Raw genomic sequence first — 20799 nt, 5'->3', positions numbered from 1 at the left:
TTGGCGGGGACCCGACGTCTTTAAGCGACCTGGATGAGGCTGAGGACACCGCCCTGCGGATCCCGAATGGTGGCCAGGGAGCCGTCAGCCGGCTGCTCGTCCGGCTCCACGAGTACTTCGCCCCCGGCCTGGATCGCGGCGTCAGCTGCGCTGCGGACATCGGCCACGCCGAAGTAGATCTGCCAGCCGGCTTCGTCGCCCTCTTCTGCAGGAACAACGCCAGCCACCTCGCGGCCGTTGATGAGCAGCGTGCTGTAGCTGCCGCCATCGTCCTGCGGATATTCGGTGACCTCGTGCCCGAACAGCTGCTGGAAGAAGCCGACGGCGGCCTGCGGCTCGGGCGTCAAAAGTTCCGCCCAGGCCAGCGCACCGGGCTCGTTGAAAAGTTGGCTTCCGCAGTGCGTTCCGGCCTGCCAGATGCCGGTGGTCCCGCCGCCGGGCGGGGCGAGGAAGGCCAGCACGCCGGTGTCGCCCACCTTCTCCGGCCCGAACTGGACCTCGCCGCCGGTGTGGACGGCATCCTCCAGCAGGGCCGCAGCATCCGTGGCCGCGAAGTAGACGTTCCACTGGGCAGGCGTTCCAGCCCGCTGCAGGGGACCCTGGGGAGCGATGGTGGCAACCAGCCGGCCATCCCTGAAGGCCTGCGCATAACGGCGGCCGTCCGGGGTGGGAAAGTCCTCGTAGGTCCAGCCGAACAGCCGGCCATAAAAGTCTTTCGCGGCGGCAACGTCAGGAGCCTGCAGGTCAGCCCAGCAGGGCTCGCCGTTGGCGTAGTTGGTACGGACAGTCATCCGGTCAGGCTACCAGCGTCAAACCCTGGGCGCCCGGGTTAAACCGGCGGGCGCAGCCTGCAACAACGACTAACCGATGCGACGGTGGTCTACCTCGTCGTCATCGTCATCCAAATCATCCGCGTACTTGTCCACGTAAGCCGAATAGTCCGGTTCAACCGGTTCATTCGAGTAACGGCTCGTTGAACGACTGCCCGGGCCCGTCAGCTCACGCTGAAGTGCCGAGTAGTCAGTGTTCGGGGAGTAGTACTTAATATCCCGAGCCTGCTTGGTAGCTTTTGCCTTTTGACGGCCGCGCCCCATGGCGTGACCCCCTTTTGTACTTGGACCGGAGGTGGTCACCTTGGCGATCGGTGAGGCCCCGGAATGTTTGGTCAATTTGTCGTACACCTAGATTACATGCTTTCGGCGGCCCCCGCTTGCCAGCACGGGGCCCGGGCGCCGTCGTGGGGTACCATGACGCACCTCCGCCCGCGGGATTCCGGCTTTTTTCTTCGGTAGAGTCACTTAAGAACTGCCGATTTTGGCCGGCTTTCCGGCGAGCCGCGGAACGAAACCAGGAGATCCACGCCCGTGAACCACCAGGACATCCCGCCAAAGCCCGCGTCCCCGCCAACGGGAGGCATGCCCCGGGTCCACGGCGCGGGCGACGGACCGGTACCAGCGCCCGCGTCGGTCACCTGGTCCCAGCCGCACCCCGACCCCGGGCAGCCCCAGCCTGCACACAGGGGGCCCGCACTCTGGAAGGCGCTGTTCGCCGTCGTCATCCTGGCCGTTGTTGCCGGGCTGGTGTGGCTGGCCCTGTGGCTGAACGCGGACTCCGGCCAGGACCTGGCGGCGCCAGAGGCTTCCGGCGTGCTGCAGACCACCGCCACCCCGGCCGCCACTCCCCTGCCCCTGCCGCGGGACGGCGTGGCGCCTGCGCAGTACTCCCTGGGCGACTGCTTCAAGGACTTCGATCCCGAAGCCCTGGCGTCCTCCCTGGTGCCGTGCGACACGGGCCACTCGGCGCAGTTGGTGGCCGTGTTCCACTACCCCGGGGAGGCCGCGTACCCGGGGGCGGAGGCCTTGAAGGCCAAGGCGCTGGAGGCCTGCCAGGCGGCCAGGCTGGGCCCCGCGGCCAACCAGTACCAGCTCAACTTCCAGCGCAGTTTTCCCAGCAGCACCAGCTGGGAATCGGGCGACCGCCGTGTGGACTGCTACGTTACGGCCGATGGCGGCAACGTCATTAACGCAAGCGTGCTGCCCTGACGGCCATCCCGCCGGGGCAGCACTCCTGCATTAGGTGACGCGTTAGTCCTTCCGCCGCACCGACAGGCCCGAGGTGGGGGTACCCGTCAGGGCGTCGACGTTCCCATTGGTCAGCTCGTCCAGGTCGGCTGCGGTATCAACCAGGACGGTGTCGCCGTCGCTGATCTCGCCGGCCAGGATGCCCTTGGCCAGCCGGTCGCCGATCTCCCGCTGCACCAGGCGGCGCAGCGGCCGGGCGCCGTAGGCCGGGTCGTAGCCGGACAGTGCCAGCCACGCCTTCGCCCCGTCCGTGACCTCCAGGCTGAGGCGCCGTTCGCGCAGCCGCCGGCCCAGCTCGGCCACGTGCAGCTCCACGATATGCCCCAGTTCCTCCATCGACAGCGCATCGAACAGCACTACCTCATCGAGCCGGTTAAGGAACTCCGGCTTGAAGGACGCGTTCACGGTGGCCATGACGGCACTCCGCTTGGCCTCGGCGTCCAAGGTCTGGTCCACCAGGAACTGGCTGCCCAGGTTCGAGGTGAGCACCAGGATCACGTTGCGGAAGTCCACGGTGCGGCCCTGCCCGTCGGTGAGCCGGCCGTCGTCGAGCACCTGCAGGAGGATGTCGAAGACCTCGGGGTGGGCCTTTTCCACCTCGTCCAGCAGCACCACGGAGTACGGGCGGCGGCGGACGGCCTCGGTCAGCTGGCCGCCCTCCTCGTACCCGACGTATCCCGGAGGCGCACCGACCAGCCTGGCCACGGAGTGCTTCTCGCCGTACTCGGACATGTCGATGCGCACCATGGCTCGTTCATCGTCGAACAGGAAGTCCGCCAGCGCCTTGGCCAGCTCGGTCTTGCCGACGCCGGTGGGGCCCAGGAACAGGAACGAACCTGTGGGCCGGTTGGGGTCGCTGATGCCTGCCCGCGCACGGCGGACGGCATCGGAGACAGCAGCCACGGCCTTGGACTGGCCGATGAGCCGCCTGCCCAGCTCCTCCTCCATGTGCAGCAGCTTCTGGCTTTCGCCCTGCAGCATCCGGCCGGCGGGGATTCCGGTCCAGGCGGAAATCACCTCGGCGATATCCTCCGCCGTCACTTCCTCGGCCACCATCTGGGCCGGCTTCTCCCCCACCGCCGCCTCGGCTTCGGCAGCGGCGTTCAGCTCGCGCTCGAGGGCGGGGATTTCGCCGTAGAGGATCCGGGAGGCAGCCTCCAGGTCGCCCTCACGCTGCGCCTTGTCCGCGGCGGAGCGCAGCTCGTCCAGCTTCGCCTTCAGGTCGCCCACCCGGTTAAGGCCTGCCTTTTCGGCCTCCCAGCGCGCGTTCAGCGCCGAGAGCTCCTCTTCCTTGTCAGCCTTGTCGGCACGCAGTGCAGCCAGCCGCTCCACCGAAGCGGGGTCGGATTCCCCGGACAGGGCCAGCTCCTCCATGGTGAGCCGGTCCACCTGCCGGCGCAGCTGGTCAATCTCCTCCGGGGCGGAGTCGATCTCCATGCGCAGCCGGGAGGCGGCCTCGTCCACCAGGTCGATCGCCTTGTCCGGCAGCTGGCGGCCGGAAATGTAGCGGTTGGAGAGAGTTGCGGCGGCCACCAGGGCGGAATCCGCGATGGACACCTTGTGGTGCGCCTCGTAGCGCTCCTTGAGGCCGCGGAGGATGCCGATGGTGTCCTCCACGCTGGGCTCGCCGACGTAGACCTGCTGGAAGCGGCGTTCCAGGGCCGCGTCCTTTTCGATGTTTTCGCGGTATTCGTCCAGCGTGGTGGCCCCGATCAACCGGAGTTCGCCGCGGGCCAGCATGGGCTTGAGCATATTGCCGGCGTCCATGGAGGAGTCCCCGGTGGCGCCGGCACCGACCACGGTGTGGATCTCGTCGATGAAGGTGACGATCTGGCCTTCCGAGCCCTTGATCTCCTCAAGGACCGCTTTCAGCCGCTCCTCGAACTCACCGCGGTACTTCGCGCCCGCAACCATGGAGCCGAGGTCCAGGGAGATCAGCGTCTTGCCGCGCAGGCTTTCGGGGACGTCGCCCGCCACCATCCGCTGCGCGAGCCCTTCCACGACGGCGGTCTTGCCCACGCCCGGTTCGCCGATCAGTACCGGATTGTTCTTGGTGCGCCGGGACAGGACCTGGACGACGCGCCTGATTTCGGAGTCACGGCCAATCACGGGGTCAAGCTTGCCCGAGCGCGCCATCGCGGTGAGGTCCGTGCCGTACTTCTCAAGCGCCTGGAAAGTGTTCTCGGGGTCGGGACTGTCCACCTTGCGGTCGCCGCGGACACCGGGGAGCGCGGCGAGCAGCGCCTCGCGCGAGGCGCCGGCATCGCGCAGCAGGCGTGCAGCGGCCTCGTTGCCGGCCGAGATGCCAATCAGGAGAACCTCGGTGGACACGAAGCTGTCCCCCAGCCGGTCCGCCTCTTCCTTCGCATGCTGGATGGCCTGGAGGGCCGGGCGGGACAGCTGCGCCTGCTGGCTGGAGCCGCCGGAGGTGGCAGGCAGGGCCTTGATGGCGCTGCTGGCCTGGACGCTGACCGCGTCGGGATCGGCCCCGGTGGCGCGGAGCAGTGCGACGGCGACGCCCTCCCGCTGGTCCATCAGCGCCTTGAGGAGGTGGGCCGGTTCCACCTGGGGGTTTCCCGCCGTCGAGGCGTTCATCGCCGCGGCAGAAAGAGCCTCCTGGCTCTTGGTGGTGAATTTGACGTCCAAAGAGAGCTCCTTTCGGGGGCTTGTTGACTAAGTTGAGTGTACTACGCTCAACTTTGCCGGACGAGGTTCACTAGCCATGTTTGCCCACGGCGAAACAGCTGTCCAGAGCCGGAAGTCCCGCCGGGGTTCCCCGCACCTGCATGGATGCCGTGCTGCCAGCTTCGCCTACGTCCCGTACACGGACACGGCGGCCGCCTTGACCACGAAGTGCACGGTCATTCCAGGGACCAGCGCGAGGTCCGCGGAAGCGGCAGGCGTGATGTCGGCCGCGAGGCCGCCGGCCCGGACGCGGACCTGGTCGCCGTGCGGCTCAAGGTCGGTGATGGTCACCGGGAAGGAATTGCGCGGGCTGCCGTGGGCGTCGTCCAGGAAGACAGATACTGCCGACGGCGGGAAGACGGCGACGCCGGGGCTGCCCGGCGTGGGCGTCAGGTCGGGTTCCCCGGGGCCAGGTTCCGGGTCTTCGGCATGCCCGGAGATCTCCAGGCCGCCGGCGGTCCGCACCCCGGCAGCGTCCAGGACCCCGGGCACGAAGTTCAGTCCGGCCAGGCCGGCGGCGAACCGGCTGCGGGGACGCTCCAGCACCTCCCGGGTGGGGCCTTCCTCGGCGATCTTCCCGTCTTCCAGGATGACCACCCTGTCGGCGAGCATCAGCGCGTCCAGGACGTCGTGGGTGACGATGATGGCCTGCCTTCCCGCGAGGACGCGCTTGAAGAGGCGGCGCAGCAGCGGGGCCGAGTGGATGTCCAATGCTGCGAGGGGTTCATCGAGCAGGAGGAGTGCGGGGTCTGCGGCGAGCGCCCGGGCCACGGCCACGCGCTGGGCCTGGCCGCCGGAGAGTTGGGCGGGTCGGCGCCCGGCGAGGTCTTCGACGCCCACTTCCGCCAGCCAGCGCGCGGCCCGCTCCTTGGCGGCATGCTTGCCGGTGCCGGTGCTGCGGGGCCCGAACGCCACGTTGTCCGCGGCGTTCAAGTGCGGGAAGAGCAACGGTTCCTGGGCCAGCAGGGCGGTGCCGCGAAGGTGCGGGGGCGTCCAGGCCTGCTTGCCGCCGCCTGCTTCATGGCCAAGACGGAACAGGGTCCTGCCGTTGAGTTCGGCCCGGCCGCTGTCCGGCCGCAGTAGGCCGGCAATGCTCGACAACAGGGTGGACTTGCCCGCGCCGTTGGGTCCCATGACCGCCACGGTTTCCCCCGGCCGCACCGTCAGCGCCACGTCGAAACCCCGCCCTGCCACGACTGCCTGGTAGGACAACGTCACGTGACGTTCCCTCCTGCCGGCGCCGCCGTCGTCCGTCCTGAGCCGGTCCGGGCTGCGGCAGGGCGGCGGTACGCGAGGGCAACCACCGCAACGGCGACGGCCACCAGCACCAGGGACAGCGCGACGGCGGCGTCCGGGTCTGTTTCGCGCTGCAGGTAGATCTCCAGCGGCAGGGTCCGGGTGACCCCCTGCAGGCTGCCGGCGAAGGTCAGCGTGGCGCCGAACTCGCCGAGGCTGCGGGCGAAGGACAGGACCGCGCCGGACGCCAGGCCCGGCAGGACAAGCGGAAGCGTGACGCGCCGGAACACGATGCCCGGCGGCGCGCCCAGGGTGGCCGCAACCGCCTCATAGCGGGATCCGGACGTCCGCAGCGCTCCTTCCAGGCTCACCACCAGGAACGGCAGCGCAACAAAGGTCTGCGCCAGCACAACCGCGGTGGTGGAGAAGGCGATCTGCAGGCCGAGCACGTCCAGGGTCCGGCCCAGCAGCCCCTGCCGGCCAAACGTGTAAAGCAGTGCGATGCCGCCCACCACCGGCGGAAGGACCAGCGGCAGGAGCACCAGCGAGCGCAGCAGGCCCTGCAGCCGGAACGTGTCCCGGGCAAGGACCACGGCCAGCGGCACGCCGAGCACGATGCACAGGACGGTGCTGGCCGCAGAGGTCCGCAGGCTCAGCGCCAGCGCCGTCAGCGACGATTCGGACGTCACGAGCGGGACGAAGTGTGTCCAGTCCACCCGCAGGACCATGGCCAGCAGCGGGAGGACCACGACGACGGCGGCAACGACCGCCAAAGCCCGGACCCAGCCCGGGATCGCGGTATAGGCGTGCGGGGTGCTGCCGGGTGGCATCATTTGCCCTGGCCGGACGCGTCCGCCGGGCCGAATCCGGCCGCCGCCAGGACTTTTTGGCCTTCCGCGCCGGTGACCAGGTCCAGGAAGGCCTGCGCGGTTGCCTTGTTCCGGCTCGTGGTGGTCGCGACGATCGGGTAGGTGTTGACGGCGTCCCGCGACTCCGCGAAACCGATACCCGCGACCTTGCCTCCGGCGGCGTTGATGTCCGTGGCGTAGACCAGGCCGGCATCTGCCTCGGCGGAAGTGACCTTGCCCAGCACGTCGGTGACCGCGTTTTCCTCACTCACGGGCCTGAGTTCCAGGCCGGCAGCGTCCGCCACCTTGGCCGCTGCGGCCCCGCATGGAACCTGCCTGGCGCAGGTGACGAGCTTGACGCCCGGGCGCGCCAGGTCCTTCAGCGATCCGATGCCGGCGGGGTTGCCGGGCGGCACGGCGATGGCGAGGGTGTTGGTGGCGAAATTCCGCGGTGTGCCGTCGGCAAGGCCGGCGTCCTGCAGCTTCTGCATGTTGGCCGCGTCGGCCGACGCGAAGACGTCCGCAGGGGCGCCCTGGCCGATCTGGCCCACGAGGTCCGAGGATCCTGCAAAGCTCAAAGTGACGGAGCTTCCCGGGTTGGCAGCCTCGAAGGCATGCGCGAGTTCGGTGAAGGTGCCTTTGAGGGACGCGGCCGCAAAGACGGTGATGGTGCCGGCCGGCCTCGCGCCAGTGCGCTCATCCGCACCCGCCGTGGTGCCGCCCGCCGGGGCGCACCCGGTGAGCACGGCCGGCAGGAGTGCGCCTGCGGCAAGGACGGCAGCAAGTGCCCTGGCCCTGGCGGTGGGGATGGGCAGCCGTGTCATGCGCGACCGCATCATGCCCGGCCCTTGGGCGATTCGATGATGACTGTTGTCGCCTTGACCACGGCGGTGGCCACCGAGCCCGGTTCCAGCCCAAGGTCGCGCACCGCTTCGCTACTCATCAGCGATACAACGCGGAAGGGGCCGCACTGCAGTTCCACCTGCGCCATGACCTTGTCCGCGACGACGTTGGTGACAAGGCCGACGAACCGGTTGCGCGCCGAGCTGCCGCCACGTTGCGGGTCCTCGGGCAATTGCGCGAGCTTCCGGGCATGGTTGGCCAGCTCAAGGCCGTCCACGGCCAGCCTGCCGGACTCGTCGCGCCGGGGTGCCAGGGTTCCCTGGTCCGTCCACCGGCGCACGGTATCGTCACTGACGCCCAGAAAACGGGCGGCTTCGGAAACGCGGATCAGGGCCATGCTGGGATCCTAACCCGCAGATGCGGAAAAGAACCAGCACTTTACGCCGTAAACGAGGAACCCCACACCTTGCCGGTGGTTGCCGGGGATACGGCACTAGACTTCCTTCCGTGGCCATCTACATCGATCCCCCGCTGTGGCCCGCCCACGGAACGCACTTTTCGCACATGGTCTCAGACAGCTCCCTCGAGGAACTGCACGCCTTCGCTGCGGCCGCGGGAATTCCTGGGCGGGCATTCGACGGCGACCATTACGACGTACCGGAACGCCGCCTCGGCGAGCTCGTGGCGGCCGGGGCAATTGCCGTGGAAGGCAGGGTCCTGGTCCGCAAACTGATCGCGAGCGGACTGCGGATCCCGGCCCGGCGGCGGAACAAGTCGCTGAAGGTTCCCCTGTTGAACCGGTGGGAGGCCCTCATCCCCGGCCACGATGCCCTGTTCCTGGACCTGCTGGACCGGTGGAGCGAACCACACCGCCACTACCACGGCTGCACGCACCTGCTTTCGGTATTGGAGGCCCTGGACCTGCTCACCGAACCTGCCGAACCGCCGCGGACCGTGCTGCTGGCGGCGTGGTTCCACGACGCCGTGTACCGCGGCGCCGCCGGCCAGGACGAGGAGGAATCTGCCCGCCTGGCGGAAGAACGCCTGGCGCAAGCCGGATTGCCGGAGGCAGAGGTGTCCGAAGTGGCCCGGCTGGTCCGCCTCACCTCCGACCACCGGCCGGAAGCAGGTGACGACGACGGCGCCCTCCTCTGCGATGCCGACCTTTCCGTCCTCGGCGGCGAACCGGAGGAATACGCCCGCTACGTTGCCGCCGTCCGGAAGGACTACGCGCACATTGGCGACGCCGACTTCGCTGCCGGCCGGGCCGCCGTCGTCCGCCACCTGCTGGAACTGGACCCGCTCTTCCACCATCCGCGTGCCAGGGAACTCTGGACGGACGCGGCCCGCCGCAACCTGGAAGGCGAACTGTCGTGAACGCACCACAATCCAACCCGCGCCACACGTATTCGGCGAACGCCGCGCACCGGCAGCTTCCCTTCGAGGTCCGGCTGGACTGGGGGCTGGAGGGTGCCCGGACCATTGCACCGGGCGCGGACATCGCGGTGGTGGTGGATGTCCTGTCCTTCGGAACCTGTGTCAGCGTGGCCCTCGACCAGGGCGTCGAGGTCTTCCCGTACCCCTGGAGGGACACCAGCGCTGAAGACTTCGCCGCGCACCACCATGCACAACTCGCCGGGCCGCGGGACGGAGGCGGCCTCAGCCTCTCGCCGGCGAGTATCCGGGGCGCCGGACCGCTGGAACGGCTGGTCCTGCCTTCCCCGAACGGGGCGGAGCTGTGCCACGCGCTGGCAGGCGAAGTGCCGTTGGTAGCCGTGGCCTGCCTGCGCAACGCGGCCGCAACGGCGGACTGGGTGGCCGCGAACCTTCCCGGCGACGCCGTGGTGGCGGTGGTCGCCGCCGGGGAGCGGTGGCCGGACCGCACGCTGCGCCCCGCGGTCGAGGACCAGATCGGCGCGGGGGCGGTTATCGCCGGGCTGGTGGCTGCGGGCAAGGGCGGCTATGAGGCTGGGGACGGCAGGCACGGGTACGCTCCCGAGGCGGTGGCTGCCATGGCTGTTTTCGAGGCCTCCGAGCCGCGGTTGCGTGAACTTCTGCACCACTGTTCCAGCGGCCGGGAACTGTCAGGCGGGGGTTATGCGGCTGACGTGGACATCGCCGCCGAACTGGATGACAGCGATTCGGTGGCCATCCTGCGGGGCGGGGCATTCCGTCCTGTAGCCTTCGCTTCCGGGGCGGAGCCGGCCGGTTCCTAGCGGTAGCTCCTGACCGGGTAGTTGCTGGCAAACGGGGTGCTGGTGGGTACGATCTGCTTGCCCAGCGGCATCAGGGACACCGGAATCAGCTTGAGGTTGGCGATGGCCAGCGGGATGCCAATGATGGTCACCGCCATGGCAAACGCCGTCAGGACGTGCCCGATGGCGATCCAGATGCCCGCGACCAGCAGCCAGATCACGTTGCCCAGCAGGGAGAAGACTCCGCTGCCGCCGGGTTTGTCCACCACCATCCGGCCGAAGGGCCACAGCGTGTAGGCAGCGATCCGGAACGAGGCGATGCCCCACGGAATGGTCACGATCAGCAGGCAGCAGACCACGCCCGCGAGGAAATAGCCCAGGGCCAGCCAGAAGCCGCCGAAAACCAGCCAGATGATGTTCAGGAGTGTCTTCATGGAGCCATTCTGCCCCCAGCCACCGACAAAACACGTCCCCAGGCCAAAAGATGGGGGACTCCCCTGATCCTGCCCTGGCTTGACCCTGGGCTGGGAGGCGCCTTGGAGGCGCCGCCGGCCTAAACGGTGGCGGCCGCCTTCGCTGCTTCCACGAACGCCCGGATCTTTGCCAGGTCCTTGACCCCGCGGGAAGCCTCCACGCCGGAGGAGACATCCACGCCCCAGGCGTGGGCCGCTGCCGACGCCCGGCCCACGTTCCCCGGCTCCAAGCCGCCCGCAAGCAGCCACTTCCGGCCCTGGAGGACAGGCAGGGAGGCCACTGAGGCGTAGTCCCAGGATTCCCCCGACCCCGGAACCGCCGCGTCAATCAGGAGCAGGTCCTCGCCCCAGTCCTCGAACTCCTCCGGAGCGGCACCGATGGTGACCGCCCTGATCAGCTTCATGCCGGCGTCGTGCACTGTTGCCACGTCCGCCCGGTACCGTTGCCCGTGCAGCTGGATCCACTCCAGGCCCGCGGCGCGGGCGATGGCGACGGCGTCCGCCACCGGCTCGTCGCGGAACACGCCGATGGGCAAAACACCCTCGGGCACCCCTGCCAGCAGGGCGGCGGCCTGCGACGGCGAAACCACGCGCGGGCTGGCGGTGAGGACGAACCCCACGGCATCCGCCCCGGCGTCCACCGCTTCGCGGACTGATTCGGGCGTGCTGAGACCACACACTTTGACGAACATTCCCGGGCTCCTTCAGGCTGTTTTCGTGTTGACCCCCCGCAGGAGAGTAGCAGGGACCGGGCTGAACCGGCGACGCCGGACCACAGCCGGGGAACTAGGCTGGCCAGATGGAGATCATCCGTTTCGCAGAGCTCAAGGCAGAACCGTGGCGCAACGGCGGGGGCGTGACCAGGGAGATTGCCCGGCAGGGTTCGGCGGACGGCGGCTGGGACTGGCGGGTGAGCATCGCGGATGTGACGAAGGCGGGCGACTTTTCGCCGTTCCCGGGGATGGAGCGGGTACTGACCGTCGTCGAGGGCGATTTGCTGCTGCTCACCGTGGACGGTTCCGAACAGCCGGTGGAAAAGTTCCGTCCCTACAGATTCGACGGCGGCGCGGCCACCTCGGCGAAGCTCCCCACCGGGGACGTCAGGGACCTTAACGTCATCACGCGAAAGGGTGCCTTCAAGGGCTTCACCTCCATCATCGAGCTGTCCAGGAAACGCGCGCACCCTGTCTTCGAAGGGCAGCTGGCAGTGCTGCTGCAGGGACAGGCGACGGCCAGCGAAGGGGACGCGGACCCCGTGGAGCTGGAGCGCTACGACGCCGTGGCCGGTTCCGATCAGCGCTCCCCCGAAATCCTGGGCCGCGGCTTCCTGGCCGTGGTGTCCATCGACGCGGTCATGCCGGAGGACTGAAGGGCCGAACCGGCACCACGGCACCGCTCCGGCGTGCTTCCTCGGCCGCGAAAACAACCGCGTGGCTGACGAGGGATTCCTCCAGCCCGGAGACGATACCGGACCAGTCCCCGGTTCCCAGGGCGGCCACCCAGGCCTCCACGAGTCCCCGGTCCCCGCCTTCGTGCTTCTCGCCCCTGACGCTGGGCTCAGATGCCGGCACCTCGTGCACGGCAGTTGTCCCGGTCAGGAAGTCGTAAACGGAGATGGTCCCCGCTTCGATGGAGATCTCGCCGTGGCTGCCGAAGATCCTGGTCCGGCGCGGCCCGGCGGCGGTGAACGCGGTGGCAGTCAAGGCGGCCGTCGTCCCGTCCTCGTATTCGATGTTCACCACCTGGTGGTCCACCACGTCGTTGTCCGAGGAGTAGACACAGCGGCCGTAGGGACCCGTGGCCAGTGCGTGCCACAGCGAGTCCCGGTTCCCGCCGGGGTCCACCACGTCGGCAAAATATGCCCGTGCCGAATCGGTCTCGGTGTTGCCTTCCGGGCGGCCGGGGCCGTAGATCCTGACGGCCGAGTAGGGGCAGCCGGGTTCCGCCGGACAGTCGGTGCAGCGCCCGGACGCGCCCTCCGGCGCCTCGCCGGGCCGGAAGTGGGTCAGCCGGCCGAACGAGGACACCCGGGCCGGCCTGCTGCCGATGATGAACGAGAGCCAGTCGACGTCGTGCGTGCATTTTGCCAGCAGGAAGGGGCTGGACTGGTCCTCCCGGCGCCAGTTCCCCCGGACGTAGGAATGCGCGAAGTGCCAGAATCCCACCGGTTCCAGGTGCTGGACGGAGATGATCCGCCCCACCGCACCCCCGGAGAGGAGCTGCCGCAGCAGCTCAGTCAGCCGCGTGTACCGCAGGACGTGGCAGACCACGGCGCTGGCCCCGGACGTGCGGGCCAGGCGTTCAAGCTCCCCGCAGCCGGCAGGATCGACGGCGACGGGTTTCTCAAGGAGGATGGGGTAACCGTGGGCTGCGGCGGCAGCGAAGGGCGCCAGGTGCTCGCGGTCCGGCGTGGCGATGATGATGCCGTCAGCGGGAAGGCCCGCAGCAAGCATCGCCTGCCAGTCCTCGAAAGTCCCGTCCGCCGGAACCCCGAGTTCGGCTGCGAGGCCTTCGCGCAACGGGCGCCGCGGCTCGGCCAGCCCCACCACCACGGCCCGGCCGGTGGCGGCGGCAAGACGTGCATACGCAGAACCCCGCGCTCCCGCTCCGGCGATAAGGAGCCGCACGGGACGTCCGGAGGCAGCGGGCGGCGGCACACCACCCACCGGCCTAGCCGTTCCCGGAATCCGCGAGCCATTCCAGTGCGACTGCCGCCGTCCAGGACTGGTCCATGCTGCCGAGCGGCTCGCCGGTGAAGGGCTCGTAGTATTCCGCGTAGTGGCCTTCCATCAGCTGCGCCAGGGAGGCCTCCCGCAGCCTCCGGTACCGTTCCTCATCGCCGCGCCGCAGCAGGCAGCTGGCAAGGTACCAGTTCATGACGGGCCACACGGGTCCGCGCCAGTACTGCCGGGGCTTCAGCCCTTCATAGGTGGTGGACGTGGAGGCCGGCAGCGGGAAGGCGAGGCGCGGGTCCCCGGTCCAGTCCGGGCCCTCGAAGAGTTCCAGCTGCCGCTCCAGCAGGGGGCCGCCGGCAGTGGAGATGAGCGGTGCAAACCCTGCCATGGTGGGCAGCCCGATCCATTCCCCCGTCAGCACGTCCCGGTCGCGCGCCAGCCCGGTGCGGGGGTCAACGGTGGAATCCACTCCTTCGCGGAACTCCGCGGCCCACTGCCGCAACCGGGATGCCTCTTCCGGCTGGCCGATTTGCTCCGCCAGCACCGCGAGGTCCTCGTTGGCGGCAGCGAAGATGGCGGACATGAAGACGTCCTTGACCTGGAATGCCATGACTTCGGGCAGCCGGGCGTCGTCGAACCGCACGTCGGCCATTTGCTGGACCAGCCAAAGGTACCGGCTGTATTCCTCATCGCTGGGCCGCTGGCTGGTGTCAGTGACCTTGAGGGTGTCGGTGCGCACGAACGGCTCCATCTCCCCTGGGTGCACCCGGGAATAGGGGCCGTCGAAGCGCGGGGAGTTGTCCATCCCGGATTCCCATCCGTGATAGATGGTCAGCAGGCCCGAGCCGTCGCCGCCGCGGCTGCTCCGCAGCCAGGCGTGCCACCGGATCCAGTGGGGCAGGGTGCGGCGCACGAAGCCGTCCGCAAGCCGGGCGTCTTCGCCGCCCGCCGCCGTCGCGCGTTCCACGATGCGCCGCAGCATGGTGGCATGCACGGGTGGCTGGCAGATGCCGCTTGACTGCACCCCTTCGGGTGAGGCGCCCCGGGTTCCCCAGCGTTCGACGTCTGGAAAGTAGCCGGGGACGTCGGAGAACACGATATGCGGGATCATCCCGCTCTCCCACTGCGCGGCGAGGAGGTAATCGAGTTCCTGCAGCGCCCGGGCCACGCTCACAGTCGACAGGCCGGTGGCCACGAAGGCGGCGTCCCAGCTCCACATGTGGGGGTAGAGGTTGGGCGCGGCGGTAACCATCGTGCCGAGGTCATTGGCGGCGAGGACGTCCCTGGCCCTGCGGCCAAGGTCCTCAAGGTCCGGAACCGGGTAGGCCTCTTCGCGGGCCGGGGTCATGCCGTCAGCCCCAGCTGCGTCTCCGTGTCGAAGAAGCGAAGGGCGGCGGGGTCGAACCGCAGCCCGACCTTGTCCCCCGAGGAAACCCGCACCGTCGACGGGACCTGCACCTTGACTGTCTGCCCGCCCAGGTCCACGGTCAGCAGCGTTGCGTGCCCAAGTGGTTCCACCACCTCCACCACAGCGTCCAGGGAACCTTCGGTGCCGCGTTCGGCAATGGCTATGTTCTCCGCCCGGATGCCCACCATCACCGGGCTCCCGCCGGTGCGGGCCGCCGCCCGCGCCAGGAATTCCGGGGCTTCAGTGTTCTGGCCGGCGACTTCAAGGGCGCCCTGCTGCGTGATCCGGCCGTCCAGGAAGTTCATCGGAGGTGAGCCGATGAACCCACCCACGAACCGGTCCGCCGGCTCTTCGTAGACCGTAAGGGGGCTGCCCAGCTGGGCGATCTGCCCCTTCTTCATCACGGCGACCCGGTCCGAAAGGCTCATGGCCTCCACCTGGTCGTGGGTGACGTACAGCGTGGTGGACCCCAGCTGCTGGACGATCTTCTTCAGCTCGGCCCTGAAGTCCAGGCGCAGGAGGGCATCGAGGTTGGACAGGGGTTCGTCCATGAGCAGCACGTCGGCGTCCATGACGATGGCCCTGGCCACGGCGACACGCTGCCGCTGCCCGCCCGAAAGCTGCGCCGGGTACCGGTCCAGGTAGGGGCTCAGCTGCAGGAGGTCCGCTGCCCAGGCCACTTTCCGTTCGATCTCCTCCCGCGGGAGCTTCTTCATCATCAGCCCGAAGGCGATGTTGGTCCGGACCATGCGGTGCGGAAACACGGCATACGACTGGAACACCATGGAAAGGTTCCGGTCCTGCGGAGGCAGGTAGGTCACGTCCCTGCCCCCGATGGCGATGCTGCCCTGGTCCGGAAAGTCCAGGCCCGCCACCATGCGGAGCAGGGTGGTCTTTCCGCAGCCGGAGGGCCCCAGCAGCACCATGAACTCGCCCTCGGCCACGTCGAGGGAGACATTGTTCGTGGCCAGCTCCGTGCTGCCCGGGTAGGTCTTGTGCAGGCCCTTGATGGAAATGTCAGCCATTGGACGGCCTCTCTGGGACGCTTTCAGCGGATGGTGGAGCCCCACATGTTGGTGAGGTAGCGGCGCATGAAGAAAATGAAGATCAGAGCCGGGATCACCAGCAGGAAGCCGCCGGCGAAACGGTAGGCCAGCGGCGATTCGGCGAGCGAACTGAGGACCTGGGCCGGCAGGGTGCGCTGGTTCAGTGTCAGGATCGACGCGCCCAGGACTTCATTCCAGGACATAACGAACGTGAAGATCGAGGCGGCGGCGATGCCCGGTATGGCCATGGGCAGGACCACTCTGAGGAAGGCCTGCACAGGGCTGCAGCCGAAGATCCGTGCCGCTTCCTCCACGTCGCGGGGAACACCGAGGAATACGGAGGCGGTAATCAGGATGGTGGTGGGCAGCGCCAGAGCTGTGTGGAGCAGAACGACGGCGAGCACGCTGTCATACAGCCCCGTCTGCAGGAAGAGCTGGGCCAGCGGCACGGACAGGACAACGATCGGCAGGGCGCGGGTGAACAGCAGGAAGAGCTGGTAGGGATCCCTGCCGCGGAACGCGAACCGGGCCACCGCGTAGCCTGCAGGAACACCTATGAGCAGCGACAGCACGAGGGTGAACACGCCCACCTGGACCGAATTGAGCAGACCGCCCAGGATGCCCGTGGACTGCAGGAAGGTCTGCATGGTCTCGGTTGAAAAGTTGTCCGGGATGAAGCTGAGCGGGAAATTCTGCAGGGACTGCCGGCTGGACATGGCGGCCAGCGCGATCAGGTAGATGGGCAGCGCCATGAACAGGGTGATCAGGATGCAGGCCACCTGCAGCAGCACGCGGTTGCGGCGCCGGCGTGCCAGCGGCCGGCGGTCCACCCCCGGCTCCGGCCCGCCGGTTCCGACAGCGGCTTTGGACGTCGTCGCGTGGCTCATCGCGCGGCCTCCGTCTGGTCCCTCAGGAGTTTCAGGTAGCCCACCGCGGTCACCATGGACACGGCCATGACCACCAGGGCCAGCGCCGACGCCACGTTGGGATCCTGCAGTCCCGTGTACCAGCGGTAGGTCTCGCCAACCACCAGCGGGAAGTTCTGGCCGGTGAGGGCCAGCGCAACGGCGAAGGTCTGGAAAGCAAGGATGGTGCGCAGGATCAGGGCGGTCTGAAGGCTGGGACGCAGCAGAGGCAGGGTCACATGCCAGAGCCGGCTCCAGAAGTTGGCGCCGAAAACGCCCGCTGCCTCCTCATAATCCTTCGGGATGGACTGGAGCCCCGCCACCACGATCACGAACACCAGCGAGGTGGCACGCCAGACCTCCGCGATCAGCACCGCGCCGAACATTGACGGGTAGTTGTCGTAGGCGAGCCAGGAAACCGGGTCCAACCCGAACGAAGCCAGGAGGGAGTTGAGGTAGCCCCGGTCGGTGAACACCGTCAGCCAGACCAGGCCGGCGGCAAGGTCGCTGACTGCCAGGGGGATGGCCCAGATGTAGAAGTAGGCCGCGGAACCCCGCGGTTTGGCCCGGATCAGCAGCGCCATGGCAAGTGCCAGGACGAACTGGATGGGGATCATCACCACTATCAGCAGCAGCGTGTTTCCCACGGAGGACCAGAAGTAGGGGTCCTGCGCCATCCGGGTGAAGTTGGCAGTGGTCAATCCCTCAGGCCCGCCGAACGCCTGCAGGATACCGCTGACCATCGGCCAGCCGAAGAGCAGCGTCATAAAAACGATCGACGGGGCGATCAGCAGCAGCGCCGCGGAGTTCGTCTTCCTCCTGGGTGCACGGACTTTCTGGCCGGGCGCGGGAACGTTCGGCCTGGCTGTGGTAGGTGCATCCGGGGTTGCCATCATGCCACCTTGCAGGGATTCATCTTGGGATCGGGTGCCCAGCATGGCACGTTGAGGGCGTCCATGATCTTTGCCAGTTCCGCACCCTGCTGGTCCAGAGTGGCCCTGACGTCCGAATTGTTCAGGCAGATCTCCTGGAAGCAGTTCTTGAACAGCTGGGAGACCTGCGGGTCCTTGTCGCCCAGGCCCACCGGGGGAAGGGCGAGCAGGGCATCGGAGGCCTCTTGCTGGGCCTTGACGGCTTTCGCTTCAAGGGCCACCCCGCCCGGGAGGTCGCCACCTATATCCGTTTTCACCACGGGGAAGAAAGCGTTGGACTTCAGTGTCGCGATCTGCGCCTCAGGCTTGGACAGCGCCTTGATGACCTCGAACGCCTTGTCCTTCTCGGGTGACCCCTTCGGCACCGCCATGCCGCCAACGATCAGGAGGTAGCCCCTGCCCTTTGGCCCGGAGGGCGCCGGAACCATCTGCCAGTCGTCCGGCTTGTCCTTGACCGCGTTGATGAGGCGCGCCACGTGGTCCCATGCCACCAGCACCTCGCCGTTGGCCAGGGGCTCCTGCATGAAGTCGTAGTTGGCGGAGGCGGGATTCATATTGGCCCAGAGCTCGCGCATGTAGGTCCACGCGTTGACGGCGTCCTGGTTGCGGAACGTGGTGATCTGTCCCCCTGTGAAGCTGGGAAGCAGGAAGCCCTGGTAGAAGCGGTGGTGCAGGCCCTTGGGCCCGGCAGGCATGCCGAACACTGGCCGCCCGCTGGCCTCTTTGGCCGCCTTGGCCCACGCCAGGTACTGGTCATAGGTCAATTTGTTGACATCGGCCCCGGATGGCAGCCACTGCAGCGCCTTCTTGTTGATGGCCAGCACGTAGGTTGCCTGGATCCAGGGGATGTAGCGGGGAACGTCGGTGCCGAGCTTGGCCAGCTCCGTCACGTCCTTGGAGTAGCCCGCCGAGGACAGCTCGCTCATGAGCGAACTGAGGTCCTCCAGCTGGGAGGCAAACGGGGCGAGGTCGCCGTGTAGTCCGCCGGCAATCCCCACCTCGACTTTTCCGGCCGCGAGCTGGGACTTGAGGGTGGTGTTGAACACGCCCGTATCAACGGGGTTGTAGGCCACGTTGATGTCACCGGTGAATTTCTTCAGCGTCTCTTCGTACTTCTGGCGCTCCTCCACGGGGGAGAACTGCGTGGAGAGGAAGCTGACGGAGCCTTTGCCTCCGCTTCCACTGGTATTCACCCCGCAGGCTGCAAGCACAGGGCCGGCAGCCAAAACCGTGAGGCCCCCCTTCAACAAGGTTCGCCGGCTGACGTCATGTTGCGCGGAAACTGACATTAGAGCCTCCTGGGTGAAGGGCTGCTAGGGTTTTTGTCTGATGATCGATCATAATTGTGTGATCTGGAACACGTCAATCACGGGCCCTTAATACCGGGCCCGCCCGCCCTCAGCGAAGAAGGAGCGGCTTTCGCATGACCCAGTCGAGAACGCTTGTAGGTGGTCCGGGCCAACCTCCCGCGGGGTTGGCCACCAGGGCCGGCGATCTTCTCCAGCTGCTCCGGTCAAAGGCAACGGGCTACAGCCGGTCGGACCTGCTGGAGATCACCGGCATGGCGCGGTCCACGCTGTATGAGCGGCTGGACGCGCTTTTCGCCGCAGGCCTCGTCTACGAATCCACCCCGCTGCGCTCACAGCGGGGCAGGCCGCCCCGGGCCCTGCGATTCGACGACCGCAACAAGCTGGTGGTGTGCATCGAAATCGGGCACACCCATGCCGGCATCCATCTGCTGTCGCTCGGCCGGGAGATCGTTGCCGCCGCCCGGGTGCCCGTGGACATCAGGGAATCGCAGGAGGCCGTGGCCGGCCAGGCCATCGAGGTGGCCCTTCGCCTGCTCGACGGCCGGCAGGCGGTAGGAGCCGGGGTGGGCCTGCCCGCGCCCGTGGACCCCCTGCACCGCCTGGGACTTGGGCGCACCGTCCTGGCCCACTGGGACCTGCAGCGCCTTCAGGAAGCCATGGAAGCGATGCTCGACTGCCCTGTCCTGCTGGAAAATGATGCGCGCTCCATGGCCGTCGGGGAGGTCCGGGATCCCCTTGAATCCCTCGTTGCCGTGAAAGTCAGCACCGGCATCGGCTCCGGAATCATCGTCCGGGGTGCCCTGGTCCGGGGCGCCCACGGCGCCGCAGGGGATATCGGCCATGTCCGCATTCCGGAAGCGTCCGGCCACCGCTGCCGCTGCGGCAGGGACGGCTGCCTCGCAGCAGTGGCATCAGGGCGGGCACTGCTGGCAGCCCCGCAGTTGGCGAAATACCGGACGCTGCGGCAGCTCGTTGACGCCTGCGGCAGCGATCCGGCCGTGGGTGCTGCCGTCACGGAAGCTGGACGGCTGCTGGGCCGTGCGCTCGCGGCCACGGTGTCTACCCTCAACCCTGGACGGCTGGCCGTTGGCGGCCTCGTGGGCGTGCTGCCGGACTTCCTTGCCGCGTGCCGGCGGCAAATCCTGGAGGACGCCTTCGAACCGTCCCTGGTGGACCTTGAGATCGTCCCGGCGGACAGCCGGACAGCCACTGCTGTTGGGCTCTGCCGGCTCGTGGAGGAGAGCCTGTACGCGCCCGAGCGGATTGAACAGTTGCTGTCGCAGCGGACCGCTTAATGCGCCCGTGCTGGAGTCCCTGGTGACCTTGGGCACCACCGGTGGCCGCTCGCCGTCGTGCGTTGCTACGCTGGAATCCAAGGCTCGCACCCGAGCCTCCGGACGACGGTTCAGTACCCGGCACGCGACAAGACTGGCCAAAGGAACTCGTCATGCCGTGGATCATCCTCCTTCTTTCCGGGGCGCTGGAAGCCGTCTGGGCTGCAGCGCTGCACCGGACCGCCCAGGTTACGGGCCGCCGCCGGCTCGCGCCCGCAGCCCTGTTCCTCGTGGCGGTCGCCGCCAGCACCGGCGGCCTCGCCTTCGCCATGCGGACTATTCCCACCGGGACCGCCTACGCGGTGTGGGTGGGGGTCGGCGTGGTCCTGACCTCCGCCTACGCGATGGCTGCCAGGGTGGAACGCCCGACGGCGGCGCGGCTGCTGTTGCTGTCCGGCATCGCCGCGTGCGTGGTTGGCCTGAAGGTGGTGGCGTGATGCGTGCAGTTTCCTGGCTGGTGCTCCTGGCCTCGGCCGTCCTCGAGGCAGTCTGGGCCACGGCCCTTGGCCTGTCAGACGGCTTAACCCGGCCCCTGCCCGCCGTGGTGTTTGCCGTCACCGCAGCGCTGAGCATGCTGGGCCTGGGCCTGGCCATCCGCAGCATTCCCCTGGGCACGGCGTACGCCGTGTGGGTGGGCATCGGCGCCGCACTGACCGTGGGATGGGCCATGGCCGCCGGAACCGAGCCTTTCAGCGTGGTCAAGCTGCTGTTCATCGCCGGAATCGTGGGCTGCGCGGCAGGCCTGAAGGCGCTCCCGGCGGGAAAGGCCGGCCGGGAGCCCCACGCGACAACGGATACGGCCCGGACCGGCGCACACTAGGCTTTTGC

Annotated in this window: 22 protein-coding genes and 1 riboswitch; of the genes, 7 read left to right on the top strand and 15 right to left on the bottom strand. The window is 68.2% G+C overall.

Annotated features, from left to right (window positions below; genetic code table 11):
• Positions 1–20: 20 nt before the first annotated feature.
• Both AC2JAJ_RS10055 and AC2JAJ_RS10050 read right to left on the bottom strand, forming a co-directional pair.
• Complete coding sequence (locus AC2JAJ_RS10055; protein WP_486415990.1) at positions 21–791, bottom strand: VOC family protein; 771 nt, start codon at positions 789–791, stop codon at positions 21–23.
• A 69-nt stretch (positions 792–860) separates the two neighbouring features.
• Positions 861–1094 carry a DUF3073 domain-containing protein gene (locus AC2JAJ_RS10050; protein WP_221383741.1) on the bottom strand — a complete coding sequence of 78 codons (234 nt, stop codon included), beginning with the start codon at positions 1092–1094 and terminating at the stop codon, positions 861–863.
• Between the two features lie 270 nt (positions 1095–1364).
• Here AC2JAJ_RS10050 and AC2JAJ_RS10045 point away from each other — a divergent pair, with 270 nt between their 5' ends.
• Entirely contained in the window at positions 1365–2042 is a 678-nt protein-coding gene (locus AC2JAJ_RS10045) for a septum formation family protein (RefSeq protein WP_486415991.1), read from the top strand.
• A 42-nt stretch (positions 2043–2084) separates the two neighbouring features.
• On the opposite strand, the gene clpB is transcribed toward AC2JAJ_RS10045, so the two are convergent.
• The 5 genes from clpB to AC2JAJ_RS10020 form a co-directional block, all read right to left on the bottom strand.
• Positions 2085–4727 (bottom strand): ATP-dependent chaperone ClpB, encoded by a 2643-nt coding sequence (gene clpB / locus AC2JAJ_RS10040; protein ID WP_486415992.1) that lies wholly within the window; start codon positions 4725–4727, stop codon positions 2085–2087.
• Positions 4728–4892: 165 nt separating this feature from the next.
• Positions 4893–5984, bottom strand: a complete 1092-nt coding sequence (locus AC2JAJ_RS10035; protein ID WP_486415993.1) for a sulfate/molybdate ABC transporter ATP-binding protein — start codon at positions 5982–5984, stop codon at positions 4893–4895.
• Positions 5981–6835 carry an ABC transporter permease gene (locus AC2JAJ_RS10030; RefSeq protein ID WP_486415994.1) on the bottom strand — a complete coding sequence of 285 codons (855 nt, stop codon included), beginning with the start codon at positions 6833–6835 and terminating at the stop codon, positions 5981–5983. Before AC2JAJ_RS10030 ends, AC2JAJ_RS10035 begins: the two co-directional genes overlap by 4 nt.
• The gene (gene modA / locus AC2JAJ_RS10025; protein ID WP_501053463.1) at positions 6832–7674 is read right to left on the bottom strand and encodes a molybdate ABC transporter substrate-binding protein; all 843 of its coding nucleotides are present in this window, start codon (positions 7672–7674) and stop codon (positions 6832–6834) included. The genes AC2JAJ_RS10030 and modA overlap by 4 nt, the downstream gene beginning before the upstream one ends.
• Positions 7675–7685: 11 nt before the next feature.
• Positions 7686–8090, bottom strand: a complete 405-nt coding sequence (locus tag AC2JAJ_RS10020) for a TOBE domain-containing protein (protein WP_221383657.1) — start codon at positions 8088–8090, stop codon at positions 7686–7688.
• Positions 8091–8200: 110 nt separating this feature from the next.
• On the opposite strand from AC2JAJ_RS10020, the gene AC2JAJ_RS10015 reads away from it, so the two are divergent.
• Positions 8201–9070, top strand: coding sequence for a DUF4031 domain-containing protein (locus tag AC2JAJ_RS10015; protein ID WP_221383658.1), 870 nt, complete (start codon positions 8201–8203; stop codon positions 9068–9070).
• On the top strand, positions 9067–9909 hold the full coding sequence (locus AC2JAJ_RS10010; RefSeq protein ID WP_486415995.1) for a 2-phosphosulfolactate phosphatase: 843 nt from the start codon (positions 9067–9069) through the stop codon (positions 9907–9909). Before AC2JAJ_RS10015 ends, AC2JAJ_RS10010 begins: the two co-directional genes overlap by 4 nt.
• On the opposite strand, the gene AC2JAJ_RS10005 is transcribed toward AC2JAJ_RS10010, so the two are convergent.
• Together AC2JAJ_RS10005 and AC2JAJ_RS10000 are read right to left on the bottom strand one after the other, a co-directional pair.
• The gene (locus tag AC2JAJ_RS10005) at positions 9906–10322 is read right to left on the bottom strand and encodes a YccF domain-containing protein (RefSeq protein WP_221383660.1); all 417 of its coding nucleotides are present in this window, start codon (positions 10320–10322) and stop codon (positions 9906–9908) included. The two genes, AC2JAJ_RS10010 and AC2JAJ_RS10005, sit on opposite strands and share 4 nt — an antisense overlap.
• A 119-nt stretch (positions 10323–10441) precedes the next feature.
• Positions 10442–11053, bottom strand: coding sequence for a phosphoribosylanthranilate isomerase (locus tag AC2JAJ_RS10000; protein WP_486415996.1), 612 nt, complete (start codon positions 11051–11053; stop codon positions 10442–10444).
• Between the two features lie 107 nt (positions 11054–11160).
• Between AC2JAJ_RS10000 and AC2JAJ_RS09995 the strand changes: the two genes are divergently transcribed.
• On the top strand, positions 11161–11730 hold the full coding sequence (locus AC2JAJ_RS09995; RefSeq protein WP_486415997.1) for a HutD/Ves family protein: 570 nt from the start codon (positions 11161–11163) through the stop codon (positions 11728–11730).
• Here AC2JAJ_RS09995 and AC2JAJ_RS09990 read toward each other — a convergent pair.
• The 6 genes from AC2JAJ_RS09990 to AC2JAJ_RS09965 are packed head-to-tail and all read right to left on the bottom strand — an operon-like array spanning position 11714 to position 18520.
• Positions 11714–12988, bottom strand: coding sequence for a Gfo/Idh/MocA family protein (locus tag AC2JAJ_RS09990; protein ID WP_486415998.1), 1275 nt, complete (start codon positions 12986–12988; stop codon positions 11714–11716). The genes AC2JAJ_RS09995 and AC2JAJ_RS09990 overlap by 17 nt on opposite strands.
• 43 nt (positions 12989–13031) lie before the next feature.
• Positions 13032–14384, bottom strand: a complete 1353-nt coding sequence (ggh, locus tag AC2JAJ_RS09985; RefSeq protein WP_486415999.1) for a glucosylglycerate hydrolase — start codon at positions 14382–14384, stop codon at positions 13032–13034.
• Positions 14381–15469 carry an ABC transporter ATP-binding protein gene (locus AC2JAJ_RS09980; RefSeq protein ID WP_473695600.1) on the bottom strand — a complete coding sequence of 363 codons (1089 nt, stop codon included), beginning with the start codon at positions 15467–15469 and terminating at the stop codon, positions 14381–14383. Before AC2JAJ_RS09980 ends, ggh begins: the two co-directional genes overlap by 4 nt.
• Before the next feature lie 23 nt (positions 15470–15492).
• The gene (locus tag AC2JAJ_RS09975) at positions 15493–16377 is read right to left on the bottom strand and encodes a carbohydrate ABC transporter permease (protein WP_486416000.1); all 885 of its coding nucleotides are present in this window, start codon (positions 16375–16377) and stop codon (positions 15493–15495) included.
• On the bottom strand, positions 16374–17291 hold the full coding sequence (locus AC2JAJ_RS09970; protein WP_486416001.1) for a carbohydrate ABC transporter permease: 918 nt from the start codon (positions 17289–17291) through the stop codon (positions 16374–16376). Before AC2JAJ_RS09970 ends, AC2JAJ_RS09975 begins: the two co-directional genes overlap by 4 nt.
• The gene (locus AC2JAJ_RS09965; protein WP_486416002.1) at positions 17288–18520 is read right to left on the bottom strand and encodes an ABC transporter substrate-binding protein; all 1233 of its coding nucleotides are present in this window, start codon (positions 18518–18520) and stop codon (positions 17288–17290) included. The genes AC2JAJ_RS09970 and AC2JAJ_RS09965 overlap by 4 nt, the downstream gene beginning before the upstream one ends.
• A 230-nt stretch (positions 18521–18750) precedes the next feature.
• Between AC2JAJ_RS09965 and AC2JAJ_RS09960 the strand changes: the two genes are divergently transcribed.
• The 3 genes from AC2JAJ_RS09960 (at position 18751) to AC2JAJ_RS09950 (ending at position 20791) form a co-directional block, all read left to right on the top strand.
• Positions 18751–19932, top strand: a complete 1182-nt coding sequence (locus AC2JAJ_RS09960) for an ROK family transcriptional regulator (protein WP_486416003.1) — start codon at positions 18751–18753, stop codon at positions 19930–19932.
• Positions 19933–20009: 77 nt separating this feature from the next.
• Positions 20010–20074: riboswitch (guanidine-III (ykkC-III) riboswitch) on the top strand.
• 10 nt (positions 20075–20084) lie between these two features.
• Positions 20085–20408, top strand: a complete 324-nt coding sequence (locus tag AC2JAJ_RS09955; RefSeq protein WP_473695590.1) for a DMT family transporter — start codon at positions 20085–20087, stop codon at positions 20406–20408.
• The gene (locus AC2JAJ_RS09950) at positions 20408–20791 is read left to right on the top strand and encodes a DMT family transporter (RefSeq protein WP_486416708.1); all 384 of its coding nucleotides are present in this window, start codon (positions 20408–20410) and stop codon (positions 20789–20791) included. The genes AC2JAJ_RS09955 and AC2JAJ_RS09950 overlap by 1 nt, the downstream gene beginning before the upstream one ends.
• Positions 20792–20799 lie beyond the last annotated feature (8 nt).

The organism is Arthrobacter sp. MOO21 (assembly GCF_057369995.2).
Note: the sequence above shows the minus strand (reverse complement) of the source record. Positions and strands in the feature narration are given on the sequence as shown.

Coding starts and splice junctions, on each gene's coding strand:
- AC2JAJ_RS10050 (WP_221383741.1), bottom strand. CDS start 1,094: ATGGGGCGCGGCCGTCAAAAGGCAAAAGCTACCAAGCAGGCTCGGGAT.
- AC2JAJ_RS10000 (WP_486415996.1), bottom strand. CDS start 11,053: ATGTTCGTCAAAGTGTGTGGTCTCAGCACGCCCGAATCAGTCCGCGAA.
- AC2JAJ_RS10055 (WP_486415990.1), bottom strand. CDS start 791: ATGACTGTCCGTACCAACTACGCCAACGGCGAGCCCTGCTGGGCTGAC.
- AC2JAJ_RS09980 (WP_473695600.1), bottom strand. CDS start 15,469: ATGGCTGACATTTCCATCAAGGGCCTGCACAAGACCTACCCGGGCAGC.
- AC2JAJ_RS10030 (WP_486415994.1), bottom strand. CDS start 6,835: ATGATGCCACCCGGCAGCACCCCGCACGCCTATACCGCGATCCCGGGC.
- AC2JAJ_RS10005 (WP_221383660.1), bottom strand. CDS start 10,322: ATGAAGACACTCCTGAACATCATCTGGCTGGTTTTCGGCGGCTTCTGG.
- AC2JAJ_RS09955 (WP_473695590.1), top strand. CDS start 20,085: ATGCCGTGGATCATCCTCCTTCTTTCCGGGGCGCTGGAAGCCGTCTGG.
- AC2JAJ_RS09960 (WP_486416003.1), top strand. CDS start 18,751: ATGACCCAGTCGAGAACGCTTGTAGGTGGTCCGGGCCAACCTCCCGCG.
- modA (WP_501053463.1), bottom strand. CDS start 7,674: ATGACACGGCTGCCCATCCCCACCGCCAGGGCCAGGGCACTTGCTGCC.
- ggh (WP_486415999.1), bottom strand. CDS start 14,384: ATGACCCCGGCCCGCGAAGAGGCCTACCCGGTTCCGGACCTTGAGGAC.
- AC2JAJ_RS09975 (WP_486416000.1), bottom strand. CDS start 16,377: ATGAGCCACGCGACGACGTCCAAAGCCGCTGTCGGAACCGGCGGGCCG.
- AC2JAJ_RS09970 (WP_486416001.1), bottom strand. CDS start 17,291: ATGATGGCAACCCCGGATGCACCTACCACAGCCAGGCCGAACGTTCCC.
- AC2JAJ_RS09995 (WP_486415997.1), top strand. CDS start 11,161: ATGGAGATCATCCGTTTCGCAGAGCTCAAGGCAGAACCGTGGCGCAAC.
- AC2JAJ_RS10020 (WP_221383657.1), bottom strand. CDS start 8,090: ATGGCCCTGATCCGCGTTTCCGAAGCCGCCCGTTTTCTGGGCGTCAGT.
- AC2JAJ_RS09950 (WP_486416708.1), top strand. CDS start 20,408: ATGCGTGCAGTTTCCTGGCTGGTGCTCCTGGCCTCGGCCGTCCTCGAG.